Source organism: Chitinophaga horti (assembly GCF_022867795.2).
Taxonomy (GTDB): Bacteria; Bacteroidota; Bacteroidia; order Chitinophagales; family Chitinophagaceae; genus Chitinophaga; species Chitinophaga horti.
Genome location: NZ_CP107006.1, coordinates 3291919 through 3308823 on the forward strand (window position 1 = coordinate 3291919; position 16905 = coordinate 3308823).

At 49.3% G+C, this 16905-nt stretch carries 14 protein-coding genes and 2 tRNA genes; 11 read left to right on the top strand and 5 right to left on the bottom strand.

Features of this window, described 5'->3' with window-relative positions; genetic code table 11:
* Nucleotides 1-51: 51 nt before the first annotated feature.
* Complete coding sequence (locus MKQ68_RS13210) at nucleotides 52-1245, bottom strand: hypothetical protein (RefSeq protein WP_264279536.1); 1194 nt, start codon at nucleotides 1243-1245, stop codon at nucleotides 52-54.
* Nucleotides 1246-2232: 987 nt separating this feature from the next.
* Here MKQ68_RS13210 and MKQ68_RS13215 point away from each other — a divergent pair.
* From MKQ68_RS13215 to MKQ68_RS13230, 4 genes are all read left to right on the top strand, one after another.
* Nucleotides 2233-2306 (top strand) — tRNA-His (locus MKQ68_RS13215).
* A 90-nt stretch (nucleotides 2307-2396) separates the two neighbouring features.
* Entirely contained in the window at nucleotides 2397-2945 is a 549-nt protein-coding gene (locus MKQ68_RS13220; protein WP_264279537.1) for a DUF445 domain-containing protein, read from the top strand.
* A gap of 210 nt (nucleotides 2946-3155) precedes the next feature.
* Nucleotides 3156-5720 carry a TonB-dependent receptor gene (locus MKQ68_RS13225; protein WP_264279538.1) on the top strand — a complete coding sequence of 855 codons (2565 nt, stop codon included), beginning with the start codon at nucleotides 3156-3158 and terminating at the stop codon, nucleotides 5718-5720.
* 183 nt (nucleotides 5721-5903) lie between these two features.
* Nucleotides 5904-8393 (top strand): TonB-dependent receptor domain-containing protein, encoded by a 2490-nt coding sequence (locus MKQ68_RS13230; protein ID WP_264279539.1) that lies wholly within the window; start codon nucleotides 5904-5906, stop codon nucleotides 8391-8393.
* Between the two features lies 1 nt (nucleotide 8394).
* On the opposite strand, the gene MKQ68_RS13235 is transcribed toward MKQ68_RS13230, so the two are convergent.
* Complete coding sequence (locus MKQ68_RS13235) at nucleotides 8395-9051, bottom strand: protein-L-isoaspartate(D-aspartate) O-methyltransferase (protein ID WP_264279540.1); 657 nt, start codon at nucleotides 9049-9051, stop codon at nucleotides 8395-8397.
* Between the two features lie 129 nt (nucleotides 9052-9180).
* On the bottom strand, nucleotides 9181-9795 hold the full coding sequence (locus MKQ68_RS13240) for a YceI family protein (protein ID WP_264279541.1): 615 nt from the start codon (nucleotides 9793-9795) through the stop codon (nucleotides 9181-9183).
* A gap of 258 nt (nucleotides 9796-10053) precedes the next feature.
* Between MKQ68_RS13240 and MKQ68_RS13245 the strand changes: the two genes are divergently transcribed.
* A complete protein-coding gene (locus MKQ68_RS13245; RefSeq protein ID WP_264279542.1) occupies nucleotides 10054-11778 on the top strand; it encodes a phospho-sugar mutase in 1725 nt (574 codons plus the stop codon).
* A gap of 68 nt (nucleotides 11779-11846) precedes the next feature.
* Here MKQ68_RS13245 and MKQ68_RS13250 read toward each other — a convergent pair whose 3' ends face one another.
* Nucleotides 11847-12344, bottom strand: coding sequence for a phosphoribosyltransferase family protein (locus tag MKQ68_RS13250; protein WP_264279543.1), 498 nt, complete (start codon nucleotides 12342-12344; stop codon nucleotides 11847-11849).
* Nucleotides 12345-12442: 98 nt separating this feature from the next.
* Here MKQ68_RS13250 and MKQ68_RS13255 point away from each other — a divergent pair, with 98 nt between their 5' ends.
* The 4 genes from MKQ68_RS13255 to MKQ68_RS13270 all read left to right on the top strand — a co-directional run bounded on the left by MKQ68_RS13255 (nucleotide 12443) and on the right by MKQ68_RS13270 (nucleotide 15196).
* Entirely contained in the window at nucleotides 12443-13759 is a 1317-nt protein-coding gene (locus MKQ68_RS13255) for a 4Fe-4S dicluster domain-containing protein (protein WP_264279544.1), read from the top strand.
* Between the two features lie 20 nt (nucleotides 13760-13779).
* Nucleotides 13780-14559: a (Fe-S)-binding protein gene (locus MKQ68_RS13260; protein ID WP_264279545.1), complete on the top strand. Its 780-nt coding sequence runs from the start codon at nucleotides 13780-13782 to the stop codon at nucleotides 14557-14559.
* Between the two features lie 54 nt (nucleotides 14560-14613).
* Nucleotides 14614-15117, top strand: coding sequence for a hypothetical protein (locus MKQ68_RS13265; RefSeq protein WP_264279546.1), 504 nt, complete (start codon nucleotides 14614-14616; stop codon nucleotides 15115-15117).
* A gap of 6 nt (nucleotides 15118-15123) precedes the next feature.
* Nucleotides 15124-15196 (top strand) — tRNA-Gly (locus MKQ68_RS13270).
* A gap of 37 nt (nucleotides 15197-15233) precedes the next feature.
* On the opposite strand, the gene MKQ68_RS13275 is transcribed toward MKQ68_RS13270, so the two are convergent.
* Nucleotides 15234-15770: a hypothetical protein gene (locus MKQ68_RS13275; protein WP_264279547.1), complete on the bottom strand. Its 537-nt coding sequence runs from the start codon at nucleotides 15768-15770 to the stop codon at nucleotides 15234-15236.
* 450 nt (nucleotides 15771-16220) lie between these two features.
* Between MKQ68_RS13275 and MKQ68_RS13280 the strand changes: the two genes are divergently transcribed.
* Both MKQ68_RS13280 and MKQ68_RS13285 read left to right on the top strand, forming a co-directional pair.
* Nucleotides 16221-16421: a hypothetical protein gene (locus tag MKQ68_RS13280; protein ID WP_264279548.1), complete on the top strand. Its 201-nt coding sequence runs from the start codon at nucleotides 16221-16223 to the stop codon at nucleotides 16419-16421.
* A 198-nt stretch (nucleotides 16422-16619) separates the two neighbouring features.
* On the top strand, nucleotides 16620-16841 hold the full coding sequence (locus MKQ68_RS13285) for a hypothetical protein (protein WP_264279549.1): 222 nt from the start codon (nucleotides 16620-16622) through the stop codon (nucleotides 16839-16841).
* Nucleotides 16842-16905 lie beyond the last annotated feature (64 nt).

Here is a 16905-nt window from a genome sequence, read left to right on the forward strand (position 1 = left end):
AAAACCCGCGCCTGTAAAAAGACGCGGGTTACTGTAGATTGTATTGAAGTACTAATCTTTCAATTTGTGCAGGTAGAAGGAAAGTTTAAACAATAGTTCGTCCTGCAAACCGGCGCGCAGTTTGGCCTCATCTTCGGTGATGCCGAGCCTGCGGAGGCGCTGGTACGCTACATACGAGCCGCCCACCAGCTCCAGGCATTCCTGGATCTTCTGTTTGGTATCTTCTTCTTTCACACGCTTTTCTACCTCTTTTTTGCTCAGTATCCTTTCTACGTAATAAAACGCATCCTTCTCCTCTACCCATTTACCGTTCACCAGTTGCTGCGGTTTATACACCTCCAGGTAACAATCGTCCAGCTTCAACACCTCGCCAAATTCCGAACGAATGTCGATCACCACCGGCTGCCCGTTCTGTGTGCCCATCCGCTTCTTCAGCAACGTGCCGATCTTTTCGCCCATCTCGCCGGCAGCCGCCAGCAGCTGGTTCAGCTCAGAAAATTCGAGTCCTACCGATATACGCGTTAACCTTGCACCGATCTTCATTTTACCATACAAACGGGGTGGTGTTTTCTCGTCGAACACGATGTCCTCCACCTGCGCTTTTACGATCGTATGAAAATTAGGTTTATAGCCTTCTTCGGCGGGTGTGGTCCGTTTGCTTTTCGATTTAGACACCGTTTTGCGGCGGGCATATTGGGCAAACTCATCCACAAAACGAAGGTGCAGTTTCTGCAGCTTTTCGTACAATGGGTGGTTAGTCGCATCGGCAGCTTTCGCCACTTCAGAAATGTTATCCCATTGCTGATGACGTTCTACCTTCTTCAGTTCATCGAGAATATCGGCCACCGCCATGTTACGGCGATACAGCAGTTCTCCGACGAGAAAGAGTGCATATTCGTGACCGGGATAACCCAGTTCCGGCAACACATCATGCGGATTCCTTTTCTGATCGCGTGCATGGTTTAATTGCTCCTGGTCCGACATCACCGGTGCCAGCAGGTACTTCCTGGCAGCCGCACGTAATTTTTTACTCACATAATCCAGCAGCTGATCGTTCACCTGGCTGTGATCTGTAAAGTCGTGCAGGATTTGAACAAAGCGTTTGGAAACCGGCAATCCGAACTGCGTCAGGATGTCGTTTTCCAGCTCCAGCACCGCGTTCTTCGCCTTCCCTTTTCCGTCCCCTGGCTGTTGCTCCTGGATACGTTGGTAATACTCCCTGAGTTTAAGTTTGAGTTGATCCATATGCTTATAAAATTAATACTTTATTAACCCATCTGCTTAATATAACCAGACACAACGCTAATTAAACACCTATTTTTTCCGTTCAGGCATAGAAAAAGCCCAGCACTTCGCATGCCGGGCTAGTAAGTTTTAATTGCGAGTAGCAAAGATACGCCCTTTTCCGACCCCGCCAAAGTGCGGTACCACCTCGCCCCGGCCTGCCGCGCGGTAACCTCGTGAAAATGAAGGCGAAAAAAGATTGTAACGGGAAAGTAATATTGATTTTTCTCCGATTTCCGGGGATACGAGAGTTGATTTTTATAATATGAGCCGGAGCTATACTACTCAGCCGCCGTTGTGTCACTCACTGCACCGCCCGGTCCTCTGCTGAGCCAGCGGATGGGGCACGATCAGGCCAGCCGGTGCGATGCTTCTTCGGATGGTTCAGTGATGGTTCAGTGATGGTCCAGTGATGGTCCAGTACCTGTGTCGGGGCATTAAAAACGCCGTCATTGCGACCCAAGGGAAGCAAACTTCCGCATAAGTCGTTGCTCCAGTGATTGACGCCGGGACCGGCTGCCGCGGAGACTGAGCACGAGGTTCGCTTCCCTTCGGTCGCGATGACGATCGGGAGCTCAGCCGGGCCGATACCACTCCGGATGGTTCAGTGATGGCTGGGTGATGGTCGAGTACCCGTGTCGGGGCATTAAAAACACCATCATTGCGACCAAAGGGAAGCAAACTTCTGCATAAGTTGCCACTTCGGTGATTGACGCCGGGACCGACTGTTGCGGAGACTGCGCACAAGGGTCGCTTCCCTCCGGTCGCGATGACGATCGGGGGAACAACATCTACATGACGGAATACTTTACCCGTTCACGCACAGTCACCTATCACTCATCTATATTAACATCCATCAACAAAAAAAATTTCAACTTTTTCTGCAACTGGATTTGGAAATTAAAAACGAATTGTATTACCTTTGCACTCCACAAACAAACAGACACGGTGGTTGTAGCTCAGTTGGTTAGAGCATCAGATTGTGGTTCTGAGGGTCGGGGGTTCGAGCCCCCTCATCCACCCGGAAAAAACGGCTTCCTTTACGGAGGCCGTTTTTGTTTTTATACGATCACTTTTTTGCACTTTATTTGCACTCGATTAATACCATGCAGATGCCCATCTATATCATACCCATCGTTACTGCCATCGCCGGCTGGCTGGCTATTTTACTCGCTGTAAAATTCCTGTTCCGCAGCATCCTGCCTAAAAAACAACCGGAGCTGGCGGCTAAACTGGGACATATGGTAGCCACCGAACTTTTTTCCTTCAGCGCCATCCGCGCCAAACTTACCGACCCGGAAAAAATTACGGCAATCATGCCTTACGTGGAAACGCATCTCGATCACTTCCTGAAGGAGAAACTTCCTAAAGCGATGCCGGTACTATCTATGTTCATCGGCGACAGCACGATCTCACAGATCAAAGGCACTTTGGTAACAGAACTACATACGCTCTTCCCGAAAATCATCGACCAATACCTGCAGAACGCAGAGAAAGATTTCGACCTGGAGAATGTGATCAGCCGTAAGGTGAACGAGGTGTCTATCCCGGCAATCGAAAAAGCGATTTCCAAAGAGGTGAACAAACTGGCAGGCTTCGGTGCGCTGGTCGGACTGGGTGTAGGCGCCATTTACCTGGCGATCACGATGCTCATACCTTAAGTTGTGTTTATTACTGTTAACGCCTTCTCTCGCTGTTTTAGGTAGGCTGTCCTGCTAAAACGCCCACTTATCAAATATAACGGGATAACATACGCACGTCCGCTACTTTTGCAGCGGATACGATTGCGTGTCTATATAACAATTACTACTTCAGTTTGGTCAAAAATCCAAAGCCAGGAACCGACACAGGAAGCTTAACACTTTTATGAGATGAAAAAGAGAATTGCAGCGATACTATTCGTCCTTCTATCTATCTACACCTTTGGCGCGAACGCCCAGCAACCCGGCGGAATGCCTCCGGGCGGCCAGCGTCCCGGCGGTCCGGGTGGCGCAATGCCAACAATCGGGCACATTTATGGTAAATTACTGGATGCCAAAACAAAACAGCCGGTGGAATATGCTTCTATTACCTTACTGCGTGGCAAAGACAGCTCGCTGGTAACAGGCATGCTCACCAAAGGCAATGGCGACTTCAATTTCGAGAACCTGCCGTTCGGGCAGTTTATTCTCCGCGTTAACTTCATGGGGTATAAAACAATGTTCAGGAAAGTAGCTGTTACGCCGCAAACGATGGACCAGGACCTGGGTAACCTTCGCCTCGAACCGAACGTGAAAGCACTGGCGGAAGTAGAGGTAACCGGCCAGCGCAGCGCGTTTACCATGGGCATCGACAAAAAGGTGTTTAACGTAGACCGTAACCTCGTAAGCCTTGGCGGTACCGCCACGGACGTACTGAAAAGTGTGCCTTCTGTAAACGTGGACATTGACGGTAATGTGCAGGTCCGTAATGCCTCTCCCACCCTGTTCGTAGATGGCAAACCTTCTACCCTCACACTCGACCAGATCCCTGCAGATGCGATCGAGAGCGTGGAGCTGATTACCAATCCATCTGCACGTTACGATGCAGAAGGTATGAGCGGCATCCTCAACATCGTATTGAAGAAGAACCGTAAAGCGGGCATCAACGGTATGATCAACGGCGGCATCGGCACCAATGATAAATACAATGGTGGCGGTAACCTCAACATCCGCCAGGGGAAAGTGAATTTCTTCATCAACTACAATATTAACGCGAACCGCAACTGGGGCGAAGGCACGACCAACCGTACCAACTTCCCAACGAACGGCGATACCACGTATAGCTTACAGGTAAGCGACAGCCGTAGCGGTGGCAACTTCCAGTTCGGCCGTGCAGGTTTCGACTTCTACCTGGATAACCGTAACACGTTGTCTATCTCCCAGAACATCGTAGCGGGCAACTTCCGTAATAAGGAGAACCTGGTGAGCACTTTCCGGGATAGTGATAAAGCCATTTACGGCATGAACGACCGTTTCACCGACGGGTCGTTCGAGTTCCGCAACTATACTTCGCAGATCGGCTTCAAACACATGTTTGCGCAGCCTAATAAAGAGTGGACCGCCGACTTCAACTACAACCGCAGCAAAAACGGTCGTGATGGCGGATTTAAAACGCAACAATTAACGCCAGCGGGTACGCCTGTTGGCAATCCGCTGATACAAACGAACACCAGCAGCGGTAATACCACCTTCATCACCTTCCAGACCGACTTCGTAAACCCGATAGGCGAAAAAGGTAAGTTCGAAGCAGGTGCCAAAGCGACCGTGCGTGATTACACCAGCATTTACGACGTGTTTGACCAGGACGGCGTTTCCGGCGAGAATATATTCAACCCGGTGCTGAGCAACGATTATAAATATAACGAGCAGTTGTACGCCGTATACGCCAACTACGCCGGCGCCATTAAGAACTTCGGTTATCAGGCAGGCTTACGTGTAGAGCAATACATCTACGCAGGCGAAATACCCAGCGAGAACCAGAAGTTTGAACCGAACAAGTCACAACCGGGCTTCTTCCCAAGCGTGTACCTGTCACAAAAAATGAATAAAGACCAGGAGTTGCAGCTGAACTATTCGCGCCGTGTAAACCGCCCGAACTTCTTCCAGCTAATCCCCTACCGCGACTACAGCGACCCGCTGAACCAGCGCGAGGGTAACCCGAACCTTAAGCCGGAGTATACCAACAGCATCGAGTTCTCTTATTCGAAAGTGATGGGCGCCAACAACTTCCTGGCTTCCCTGTACTATCGTAATACCAACAACCTGATCTCCAGCATCAGCGAACCAATTGGTACCGATACGTTGCTGAACCGCTACGTAAACGCCAATAAGAATGCGGCTTACGGAGCAGAGTTAACCGGCAAAGTACAGGTGATCAAAACCTGGGACCTGACCGCCAACGTCAACCTGTTCCAAACCGAACTGGATGTACAGACAGATAAAGAAAGCTATACCAACCGGGGGTTCGCATGGCTCGCCAAACTGAACTCCGAAACACGTTTTCCGTTCAACATCACCATGCAGATCAATGCTACTTATCAATCCCCCGTTATCGCCCTGCAAGGCGGTGGTGGTCGTGGCCCTGGCGGCCCCGGTGGTATGGGCATGGCATCTTCCTCTGCACAGGGTAAGATCAAAGGTTTCAGCGGTGTAGACCTCGCCGTTAAAAAAGACTTCCTGAAGAATAAAACATTGTCGGTGTCCCTCCAGTTGTCGGATGTGTTCAACACCCGCGAATACAACCTGGACCAAACCACAATGTTCTTCGCGCAGGATTACTACCGCAAACGCGAATCCCGCATCTTAAAACTGAACGTGAGCTACCGTTTCGGCAAGTTCGACAGCCAGATATTTAAGCGTAAGAATACGAAAGGTGAGCGGGAGAATATGAACGGTGGTATGGAGATGGGGTTTTAAGATTTTAGCTATACGAAGAAGGGGCTGCACAGGGTGCGGCCCTTTTTCATTGCAGGGGCACCGCTCCCGACACGCCTACGACCACTTATCATAATTGAAAACTTTCTATGCCCATCCGCAATACTTTTGTTACAGATCACCGCCTTGCATCAACCAAAAAATTGCTTATCTCACCTATTGCGCATGCGAAAACTCATACCACTGATCCTTCTTACTGCTTTCTCGGTTAACCGTACTTCGGCGCAGGACAAAGTGTCTGCCAACCAAACTGCTACAGCCCCCACCGCTGTTACCGGTAAGATCGTGGATGGCACTACCGGTAAACCAGTAGAATATGCATCAGTCGTGTTACTTCGCTTCGCAGACTCATCGCTGTTGACCGGTGTATACACCACGCCCGACGGGCTGTTTACCCTGCCCCGCATTCCGGCTGGCGACTATGTACTGCGCGTTACCTTCATGGGGTACGATAAATTTGAGCAAAAGTTGCAATCGGATGCAGACCGTAGTTTGGGAGAATTGAAGCTTACCGCTGCAGGCACTTCCCTTGCTGGAGTAGAGATCAAATCGGAGAAACCGGAATTCAGTATGCAGATAGACCGCCAGGTTTTCGACATGAGTAATATGCTCGCAGCCGCCGGTGGTACCGCATCTGACGTGATGAAATACCTGCCGGGCGTGGAATCGGATATTGACGAGAACGTAACCATGCGCGGAAAATCCATTACGGTGTATGTGGACGGCAAGCCCTCTCCTTTCGGAGATACGAAAACGGCGCTGCAAATGATTCCCTCCGAAACGATCGATAAAATTGAACTGATCCACAACCCTTCCGCCAAGTTTGACGCGGCCGGCGGTGGCGGCATCATCAATATCGTATTGAAGAAGGATAAAGCGATGGGCTATAACTACATGATCAATGTATCCGCCGCTAATCCCCGTGAAGCCAATGGTAGCGTGAATGCGAGCCTGCGCCTGCGTAAGATCAACTTCTTCGGCAACTTCCAGCAACGTTATAATCAGCAACGCGGCAGCGGCTACAGCTACCGCAAGAACATGAAGGATACGGTGAATTACTTTATCCAGGAGAGCACGAACCGCAACATCAATAAAGGCAGCGGCGGCCGTTTCGGGTTTGATTACTACCTCGACAACCACACCACGCTTACCTTTGCAGGCGGCTGGAACCATTGGGATAACAACAACCGCGACAGCAGCTACATGAATTACCAGGACGAGTACATGCAGCAGCAACGTTACGGGTTTCGTAACAATACCAGCGGCGGCGATGGACTTTCCTACAACACCAACTTCAACTTTAAAAGAACATTCGATAAGCCTAACCAGGAACTGACCGCCTACGTGAACTACAGCGATAGCAAAGGCAACAGCGGCAGCCAGTACCGCACGAACTACGAGCGGCCGGACGGTACCGTGTACGGCAAACCTTCTAACCAGGTAAACGACGGAGAAAACCACAACCGTTTCCTGGATGCGCAGGCCGACTACACCACGCCTTACGGTAAAAAAGGAAAATTTGAGGCGGGTGGTAAATACACCACGCGCAACTACGAAAACCTTTACGTAGCCAACCTGTTCGACTATAACACCGGCAACTTCGTGATCAGTCCCCTGTTATCGAACAACTACAGCTACCGCGAAAAGATCGGTTCCGGTTATGTAAACGCTGCGAGCGCCATCGGCAACCTCGGCTACCAGGTAGGCCTGCGGGTAGAAAACTCACAGCTGACGGGCTATTCCTTCAGCAAAGACACAAGCGTAAACAATAGCTTCCTGAACGTATTTCCCAGCTTATTTCTGAAATATAATCTGCCAAACGATCATAACCTGATCTTCAATTACAGCACCCGCATCGATCGCCCGGACTTTAACCAGTTGCTGCCTTACATCAACAACTCCGACACGATGAACATCCGGGTTGGTAATCCGGGCCTGAAGCCTGCTTTCACCCACAAGTTTGAACTGAACTACGGCATCTATTTCCCGAAAACACGTAACTATTTCAGCACCGGCTTTTATTACTCGACCACCAATAAACTGATCGACCGCCTCAGCCTGCTGGACCCGAAAACGGGGATAACCACTACTTCTCCGCAGAACCTGGCGACCAATAACAGCTTTGGTTCCAACACGACTTATAAGATGCGCATCTTCAAATGGTGGACACATACGACTACCTTTAACCTGGAGTATTCACACATCTTTGGCCAGAGCGGCGATCGTAAGATCGAGAACGAGAACCTGGGGTACAGCATTAACCTGAACAGCAACTTCCGTTTGCCCTTTAAGTTCAGCGGACAGATCGTGGGCAGCTACCGTTCGCCACGGGTAATGCCGCAGGGTACTTACAAAGCCATGAACGGGGTAGACATATCCATCCGTAAAGAATTTTTCAAGAACAACGCCCTGTCTGTATCCGCCAGCCTGGCCGATGTGTTTAACACCCGCCAGTTCGCCTCCCACTACGAAACGCCTGACTTCATACAGGACTACGACCGTACGCGCACTTCACGCATCGTGAAATTAAACGTGCGTTACCGCTTCGCGAAGATCGATCCAAACCTTTTCAGGAAAAAGAAAGTACAAAAAGAAGAAGAGGAAGAGGAAGCGCCGGCCGCGCCTAAAACTAACGGCCGGGAATTGGGCTTATAGACTAACTGTTTTTGCCGGTAAGCATCGGCACGAAAGAAAAGTTATCGAACACTTCTTCCGCAAAATCATTCTCCGCTACACGCGTAATGCGTAACATGCGCTGCACGTTACCGCCACCAACCGGTATGACCATCTTGCCACCTATTTTCAGCTGTGAGAGCAGTTTTTGCGGGATATGCGGCGCGGCGGCAGTCACCAGTATCTTATCAAAAGGAGCATAAGTAGGCAACCCCTCGTAGCCATCGCCATAAAAGAAGCGCAACGTAGGATACTTGCTTTTGAACGCAAACTTCTTCACTTCATCAAACAACTTCTTTTGCCGCTCGATAGTGTACACGTTCGCCTTTAACTCACCCAGTACACAAGACTGGTAAGCACTGCCGGTGCCTATTTCAAGCACCTTTTCAAAAGATTTCACTTCTAACAACTGCGTCTGGTAAGCCACGGTGTAGGGTTGGGAAATCGTTTGTCCCTCTCCTATCGGAAAAGCCCTGTCTTCATAAGCGATGCTCTCAAATGCCGTATCTAAGAAATAATGCCGGGGGATGTTGTTGATGGCTGCCAGTACATTTTCGTCCGTAATTCCTTTTTGTTTGATGCTGTCTACGAGTTGTCTGCGTAATCCTTTTTGTTTATAGTCGTCGATGTACCGCTTCATATCGTCGCAAAAATAACCATTGTCCCGGTAATTCAAACAAGACCCTGCGGTTACATTTTCCACAAAAAGTTATCCCCTGTACGGATGGCGGTACGTACAGGGGATGATAACTCAGGAGTCGCGCGGCGTTTAGGAGCGGCCGGCGTTAATCTTTACGCGGATGTCCACCGCTTTTTCCACATACAACTCATCGCCCGGGTTGGTAGCGCTGTTCATACCCCAATCGGTGCGATCGAGGGTAAAAGATGCGTCAACCAGGATGCGGCGGTCGTTCAATTCGATCTTAGCCGGGAAGCTGATCACCATGGAGTTGCCCATCATGGTGAGCTCGCCATGTACCAGTGCATTGGCACCATCTACACCTACGAACTTGTTGCCCGCATATGGCGTTACCTCCAGGATCTCAAACTTAGCGGAGGGATGTAAGGCGATATTAAAGAAGTCGGGGCCGAGGAGCTTGTCCAGCATCATGCGGCGCATTTCTTCGGATGCAGCATCTACAGAGGCCATAGAGGCAATGTCGATGTTGAAAGTACCACCTGTCACACGGCCGTCTTCGATGCGGATCTTGCCATCCTTCAGGTCGAAAAAGCCTTTGTGGGCGATATCATCTTCGAAGCCCGTCCATTCGATGCGGCTGCTGTCGGCCCAGGTGGTGGGTTTGGTAGCGGTGTGTTCGGCGCTTTTCTTACAACTGACCGCTGCGAAGGCCAGGAAAAGCATCATTTTTACTAAAGATTTCATTTTGGGGGTTTGTTTTATTAAAAATATTAATTAGTATTGCGAAGGCGTATTCGAATCATCTTCACTTCCTGATTGCGCCGCAAAGGTACACCACCTTTCACCTTTCGCTAAGCGTATAACTACCGGTTTTTGAGAAATACGTACTAGTACGTAGTGTCCTTCGTCTATCCTTTTGCCTAATGCTTTTTTTATCTTTACTTTACACTGCTAAAATTTTTTAGCATATTGTTTGTATACAAAAGCCGAATTTAAAAATATATGGACGCGAACATTTTAAGCACAGTAGACAAATGGCTTACCGGCCAATATGATGCGGAAACCGTTGCTGCGGTTAAGTTATTGCAGCAGCAAAACCCCGAAGAACTAACAGATGCCTTTTACCGCAACCTGGAGTTCGGCACCGGCGGCCTGCGCGGCGTGATGGGCGTTGGCACCAACAGGATGAACCGTTATACCGTAGGTATGGCCACCCAGGGCTTCGCCAACTACCTGAACCAGTCGTTCCCCCAGGGCGTTAAAATGGCGATAGCGCACGATAGCCGCAACAACAGCCGCTATTTTGCAGAAGTAGCCGCTAACGTACTGGCAGCCAACGGCATTCACGTATACCTCTTCGAAAGCCTGCGCCCTACCCCGGAACTGTCTTTCGCCATCCGCCACCTGCAATGCCAGGGCGGGATCGTACTTACAGCGTCTCACAATCCTAAAGAATACAACGGTTATAAAGCTTATTGGAACGACGGCGCCCAGCTGGTGCCGCCGCACGATAAAAACGTCATCCGCGAGGTGGAAAAGATCGCCGGCGTGGATGAAGTAAAATGGACCGGTGGCGAGCAAAACATCACCATTATCGGTAAAGATGTGGACAATGCCTACCTCGACATGCTGAAAAGCCTGTCCATCAACCCGGACATTATCGCCAAACAGCACGACCTCAAAATCGTGTACACCCCGATTCACGGCACAGGCATTACCCTGGCACCGGAAATCCTGCAGCGTTACGGTTTTACTAATGTACACGTGGTGGAAGAGCAGTCTAAACCTGACGGCAACTTCCCTACCGTCGTATATCCTAACCCTGAAGAATCCGAAGCGATGAGCATCGGCCTCAAAAAGGCAAAAGAAATTGATGCGGACATCCTGCTCGGTACCGACCCGGATTCTGACCGTGTAGGCATCGCCGTAAAAAATCATCATGGCGAATGGGTATTAATGAATGGTAACCAGACAGCCGTACTGCTGTTCAACTACATCGTGGAAGGCCGCAAGCAGCGCGGACTGGCACAGTCTAACGACTACGTTTGTAAAACCGTTGTTACGTCTGACCTGATCGACGTATTCGCAGCTGCCAATAACGTGAACTGCTACAACGTACTCACCGGCTTCAAATGGATCGCAGCACTGATCCAGGAGAAAGAAGGTAAAGAGAACTTTATCTGTGGTGGTGAAGAGTCTTACGGCTACATGATCGGCGACAATGTGCGCGACAAAGACGCTATTGCTTCCGTAGCCATGCTGTGTGAAATGGCGGCGTACGCGAAGGAGAAAGGCCGCTCTTTGTTCGAGCAGCTGATCGACATCTACGTGAAATACGGCTTCTACAAAGAATCACTCATCTCCCTCACTAAGAAAGGAATGAGAGGTGCAGAAGAAATTGCTGAAATGATGCAGGGTTATCGTGATAACCCGCCTGCAACTATTAATGGTTCTAAAGTTGTAGCGATCTATGATTATCAGACCCAGCAAAAACGCGACCTGGTAAGCGGTGCTACTGAAGGCATCGAACTGCCTAAATCTAACGTGCTGCAATTCCTGCTGGAAGATGGTACCAAGATCTCTGCCCGCCCATCCGGTACAGAGCCTAAGATCAAGTTTTACTTCAGCGTAAATACTAAACTGGCATCAGCGGCCGATTTCGATAAAGTGAACGTGGAACTGGACCAGCGCGTAGCAGCTATCATCAGCGACATGAAACTGAAATAATCGCTTAACATCATAAAAAAGCGGCTGCAACGATCGTTTGCAGCCGCTTTTCTTTTTATGTCAATGCCCTACACCAGGTAAGCCGACAGGATGTCGTCGCCATTCACATCTACCATCACCATATCCTGGAAAGTAGTAGAAAGTGAGTAACCAACGAAGTCGACAGACAACGGGAAGGATTTATGTTTACGGTCGACCAGTACCGCCGTTTGAATTTTTTTAGGCAGATATTGGAGGAAAGGCTTGAGCGCATACAACATCGTACGACCCGAGTTCGCCACATCGTCAATAATGATAATTGTTTTGCCCGTAAAGTCCATGGAATCGGACAACTCCACCTCATCAGGCTGTTGTTTATCGAGACGGATCTCCATTACTTTGATATCGAAAGCCGCGATGCGGCGGAGGTGATCGGCGATTTTATGGGTGAGGATAATGCCCCTGTCCCAGATGCCGGCGAGGATTACCTGCTCTTCTTCACTATTATGTTCATAGATCTCATAAGCAATGCGTTCGATCTTTTTTTCGATGATATCCTGCGTTAAAATGGTGTTCTTTTTTTCCATGTCTGAATTTTGCGCGCTGTAAAAATACGTAAATTGTTGTGCCCCTCCACGTTGTTGAATGGATTTAAAATGTAAATTGGGGCAGTCAAATCTAGGATATGCTGATAGCGCAACAAATCATGTTTCTGATCGCTTTTGCGGCGGCGGTGTACTTTTTCGCTAAAAAGGCTGGCTTTATCAGGAAAAACATCTTGCTGGGTCGCGACGTTGAGCTGAACGACCGGAAGGACGAACGCCTGCGAAACCTTATACTGCTGGCCTTCGGACAAAAGAAAATGTTCCGGAATCCGCTCGTAGCCGTACTTCACTTCTTCGTGTACGCGGGTTTTATCATCATCAATATAGAGATACTTGAAATTATACTGGACGGCATTCTCGGCACCCACCGGCTGTTCGCGCCGTTGCTGGTCGGACTTTACACCTTCCTGATCAGCGCATTTGAAATACTGGCAGTGACAGTGATCGTAGGTTGCGCGATCTTCCTGGCCCGCAGGAATATGATTAAGTTGAAACGTTTCATGAGCCGCGATCTCGATGGCTGGCCACGTTCCGATGCCAACTACATTTTGGCGACCGAAATTATACTGATGCTGTTGTTCCTGACCATGAACGCCGCCGACCTGGCATTACAAGCACAGGGTGCGGAGCATTATCATACCACAGGACGATTTGCCGTGAGCGGCTTGCTGAGCCCGATGTTTGAAGGTATGAGTACAGGCAGTCTCGTAGCCATCGAGCGCGTATGCTGGTGGCTGCACATCCTGGGCGTGCTGGCGTTTTTGAACTACCTCCCCTACTCGAAACACCTGCACATTATGCTGGCGTTCCCGAATGCATGGTATACCCCGCTGGAGCCTAAAGGCAAAATGACCAATATGCCCGAGATCCAACGGGAAGTGTTATACGCCATGCAACCCGAGCTGGCCGCCAACGCTCCGGCCGATGCGGCGGTGCCAAAGTTTGGCGCCAAAGACGTGCAGGACCTCACCTGGAAGAACCTGCTGGATGCATACGCCTGTACAGAATGTGGCCGTTGCTCCGCCGCCTGCCCGGCTACGCAAACCGGTAAAAAATTATCACCACGTCTGATCATGATGAAAACCCGCGACCGTTCGGAAGAATTGGGGGCATTTATCAGGAATAATAAAGAAGGCAGCACCACAGACGGCAAATCATTGCTGCGCGATTACATCACCGAAGAGGAATTGCGCGCCTGCACCAGCTGCAACGCCTGCGTACAGGAGTGCCCGGTGAGCATCAACCCGCTGGATATCATCTTACAGATGCGCCGCCACCTTGTGATGGAAGAATCCAGCGCACCGCAGGAATGGAACATGATGTTCAGCAATATCGAAAACAATATGGCTCCCTGGAAGTTCAGCCCGGACGACCGCGATGCCTGGATACAATCTTAAGGACGTAAAACAAGCGACATATGCAGGTAAGAACCATGGCAGATTATATGGCAAGCGGAGAAACACCGGAAATCCTTTTCTGGGTGGGATGCGCGGGCAGTTTTGACCAGCGTGCCCAGAAAATCACGCGTGCCTTTGCTTCCATACTGGACAAAACCGGGGTGAAGTTCGCCATCCTGGGCAAAGAAGAAGGCTGCACCGGCGATCCCGCACGGCGCGCCGGCAACGAGTTCCTGTTCCAGATGATGGCATATAATAACATCCAGGTGCTGAACGGGTATGGCGTGAAGAAGATCGTTACCACTTGTCCGCACTGCTTCAATACCTTCAAAAACGAATACCCTGAATTGGGAGGCTCGTACGAAGTAATGCATCACACTACCCTGCTGCAACAACTGATCGACGAAGGCAAAGTACGCCTGAAAGACGGCGGCGGCTTCAAAGGCAAAAAAATCACCTACCACGACTCCTGCTACCTGGGCAGGGCCAATAATATTTATGAAGCTCCCCGCAAAGTGCTCGAAGTGTTCGATGCCGAACTGGTGGAAATGAAACGCTGTCGCAGCAATGGCCTATGCTGCGGAGCCGGCGGTGCCCAGATGTTCAAGGAAGAAGAGAAGGGTACTACCCGCGTGAACTTCGAACGCGGCAGGGAAGCCGTGGCTACCGGAGCCAACGTCATTGCGGCGAACTGCCCGTTCTGTATGACCATGCTGACGGATGGCGTGAAGGAACAAGGCAGGGAGGATGATGTGAAGGTGCTGGATATTGCGGAGTTGGTGGCGGCGAGTATGGAGTAGGTGGCACCTGTTTAATATCATATATATTTTAACGCATTTCCGTAAATTTGCAGGATGAACGTGAAGGATTTACTACCGCAAGACTTCTCTCCTTCTTCGAGAGTGTGGATCTACCAGAGCAACCGGCCGTTTGGCGAGAGAGAAGCGCTGGAGGTGGATGAGCAACTCCACCAGTTTGCCTCACAATGGCTGTCGCACGGCGATCCTGTGAAAGGCTGGGGCAAATTGCTGTTTAACCAGGTCATCGTACTGATGGCCGACGAGTCGGGCACAGGCGTGAGCGGTTGCAGCACGGACAGTTCCGTACGCATTATTAAAAGTCTTGAGAATCAGTATCAGGTGAACCTTTTCGACAGGCTGCTGCTCGGTTTCTTTGTGAAAGATAAAGTACAGTTGTTGCCGTTGGCACAGCTGAATTATGCACTGGAGAAGGGCTTTATTGCAGAAGATACGCTGTACCTGAATAATACCGTACTGAATAAGAAAGAGCTGGAAGAGAAATGGCTGGTGCCGCTGAAGGACAGCTGGCTGGCGTCGAAGATTACGGTGAATAAGTAATTGATTGCGGAAATAGCTCATTTGGTAGAGCGATAGCTTCCCAAGCTATAGGTGGCGGGTTCGAGCCCCGTTTTCCGCTCGTGAAGAAAAAAGCACTGCATGACGCGGTGCTTTTTTTATGGTTTGATGTAAGTGTAGTATTGCACTGCTGACTCTAGAAACTCCGTTCCACCCGCTGCAATGCGTGTTCTTTGAGCCGGCATGCCTGTCGCAGGATCTGTGTCAAAAACGTACTTTGCCTCCTGGATCGGGTAGCTACCACCACGGGGAAAGGTGCGTAGCAGTACTGCGCAATGCTCGCTCCTCCTGTAAGAATAACCCATTTCGGTTTCAAAACTCCACTGGAACCCGAAAAAAGGAAGCGAGCGAATTACCGATTGGTATGGATTCGGCAGGTTATTATACTTATACTCTCTATGATCCGCCAGCCGACCTAACGTGCCGGTGTTGTAGGAGATCTTGTAACTAACAATGTCGTCGTTATCGTAGCCAATGTCGAAAGCCGGGTATTGGGCTGGTGCCGTTTTATTATCATTCATACTAATGATGTCGGTGATCTGCTGTTTTTCATTAAACTCGATTATGCTGGCATGATGACTGTAAGGCGCGTCGACATAAACGGAGTTAGCCATGTAATTTGAAAAAGTACGCATCCCCTGTTGAAGCGTGTCGTATTGCATTAAAATGCGGACTATCAGTCCGAGGCTATCATACTCAAATTCTTCACGCTACAGAGAAGGTGAAGTAGACTGCCGCATACCTGAGTAGTGATACTGTACCTGTCCTGTCGGGAAGTAAGTGAAACTATCGACAAGAAATCCCGAACTATCCCGCACAGCGCTCAGCCAGTAGGCAGGCATATCGATTTTGGGGAGGTTACGGTTTACGATCGGCGGATACAATTCTTCTTGTTTTTCAGAACAGGCCCATGTAACTAAAAGGGCTATACCTAGGATACAATATTTTATTCTCTGCATTGGGTCTTGGGTAAGGATGATCGGCAATATACATCATTTTGCAACTTGGCAGGCTGCTGCACATACCTTATTATTGTTCATCCATTAACATCATAAAATAAGGCCACACAGCCGACATTAGAACATATGAAATACAGAAGCTACTCGATTTCCGCCGCCAATGCAGCAGAACTTTCTGAGAAAATCAACGCATTCTTTGACGCAAACCCAGAAATCACGCTTGTGTCCACTTCCCAATCGCAAAATAATGAGTGTATTGTGTACACTATTCTATTTAAAGAGGCACCAGCGAAACGAGAAATCAGTGGTTTTAAAACAAATCACTAACGTTCTGATCCTGAGCAGGTACTTAAACTAGGAAAATTGATTCTCTAACATTATTTTAACAGTTACACAAACGTTTAAAAATCAATAAGTTATTCGGACTCTTCTTTAAGATGGATGGTTTTTGCGAATATCTAGCACAATTCTTTCAGTGATTAAACTGAAATATTATTTTTTAACCAGTCTTTAAATTGAATTACCATGAGAACGTACCTCAAAGCTTTCGCATTCGTAGCAGCCACTGGCGCATTTATTTTCGCTCAAGGCGGCGTAGCATCCTCTTATGCAGCCAACAGCAAATCTGTAGAATCAGCAGTTTCTTATGATTTGTCTGCCTACCAGGATACTACTCCTAAAGACACTACGAAAAAGAAAAAAGAAAAAGAAGATACTTCCTCTACCAAGATCATCGCGATCCGATAGAGCAGCTATCTACTTTTGTGAAGTGCAAACCGGGCATCCTGGTTTGCACTTTTTTTGGACTAGA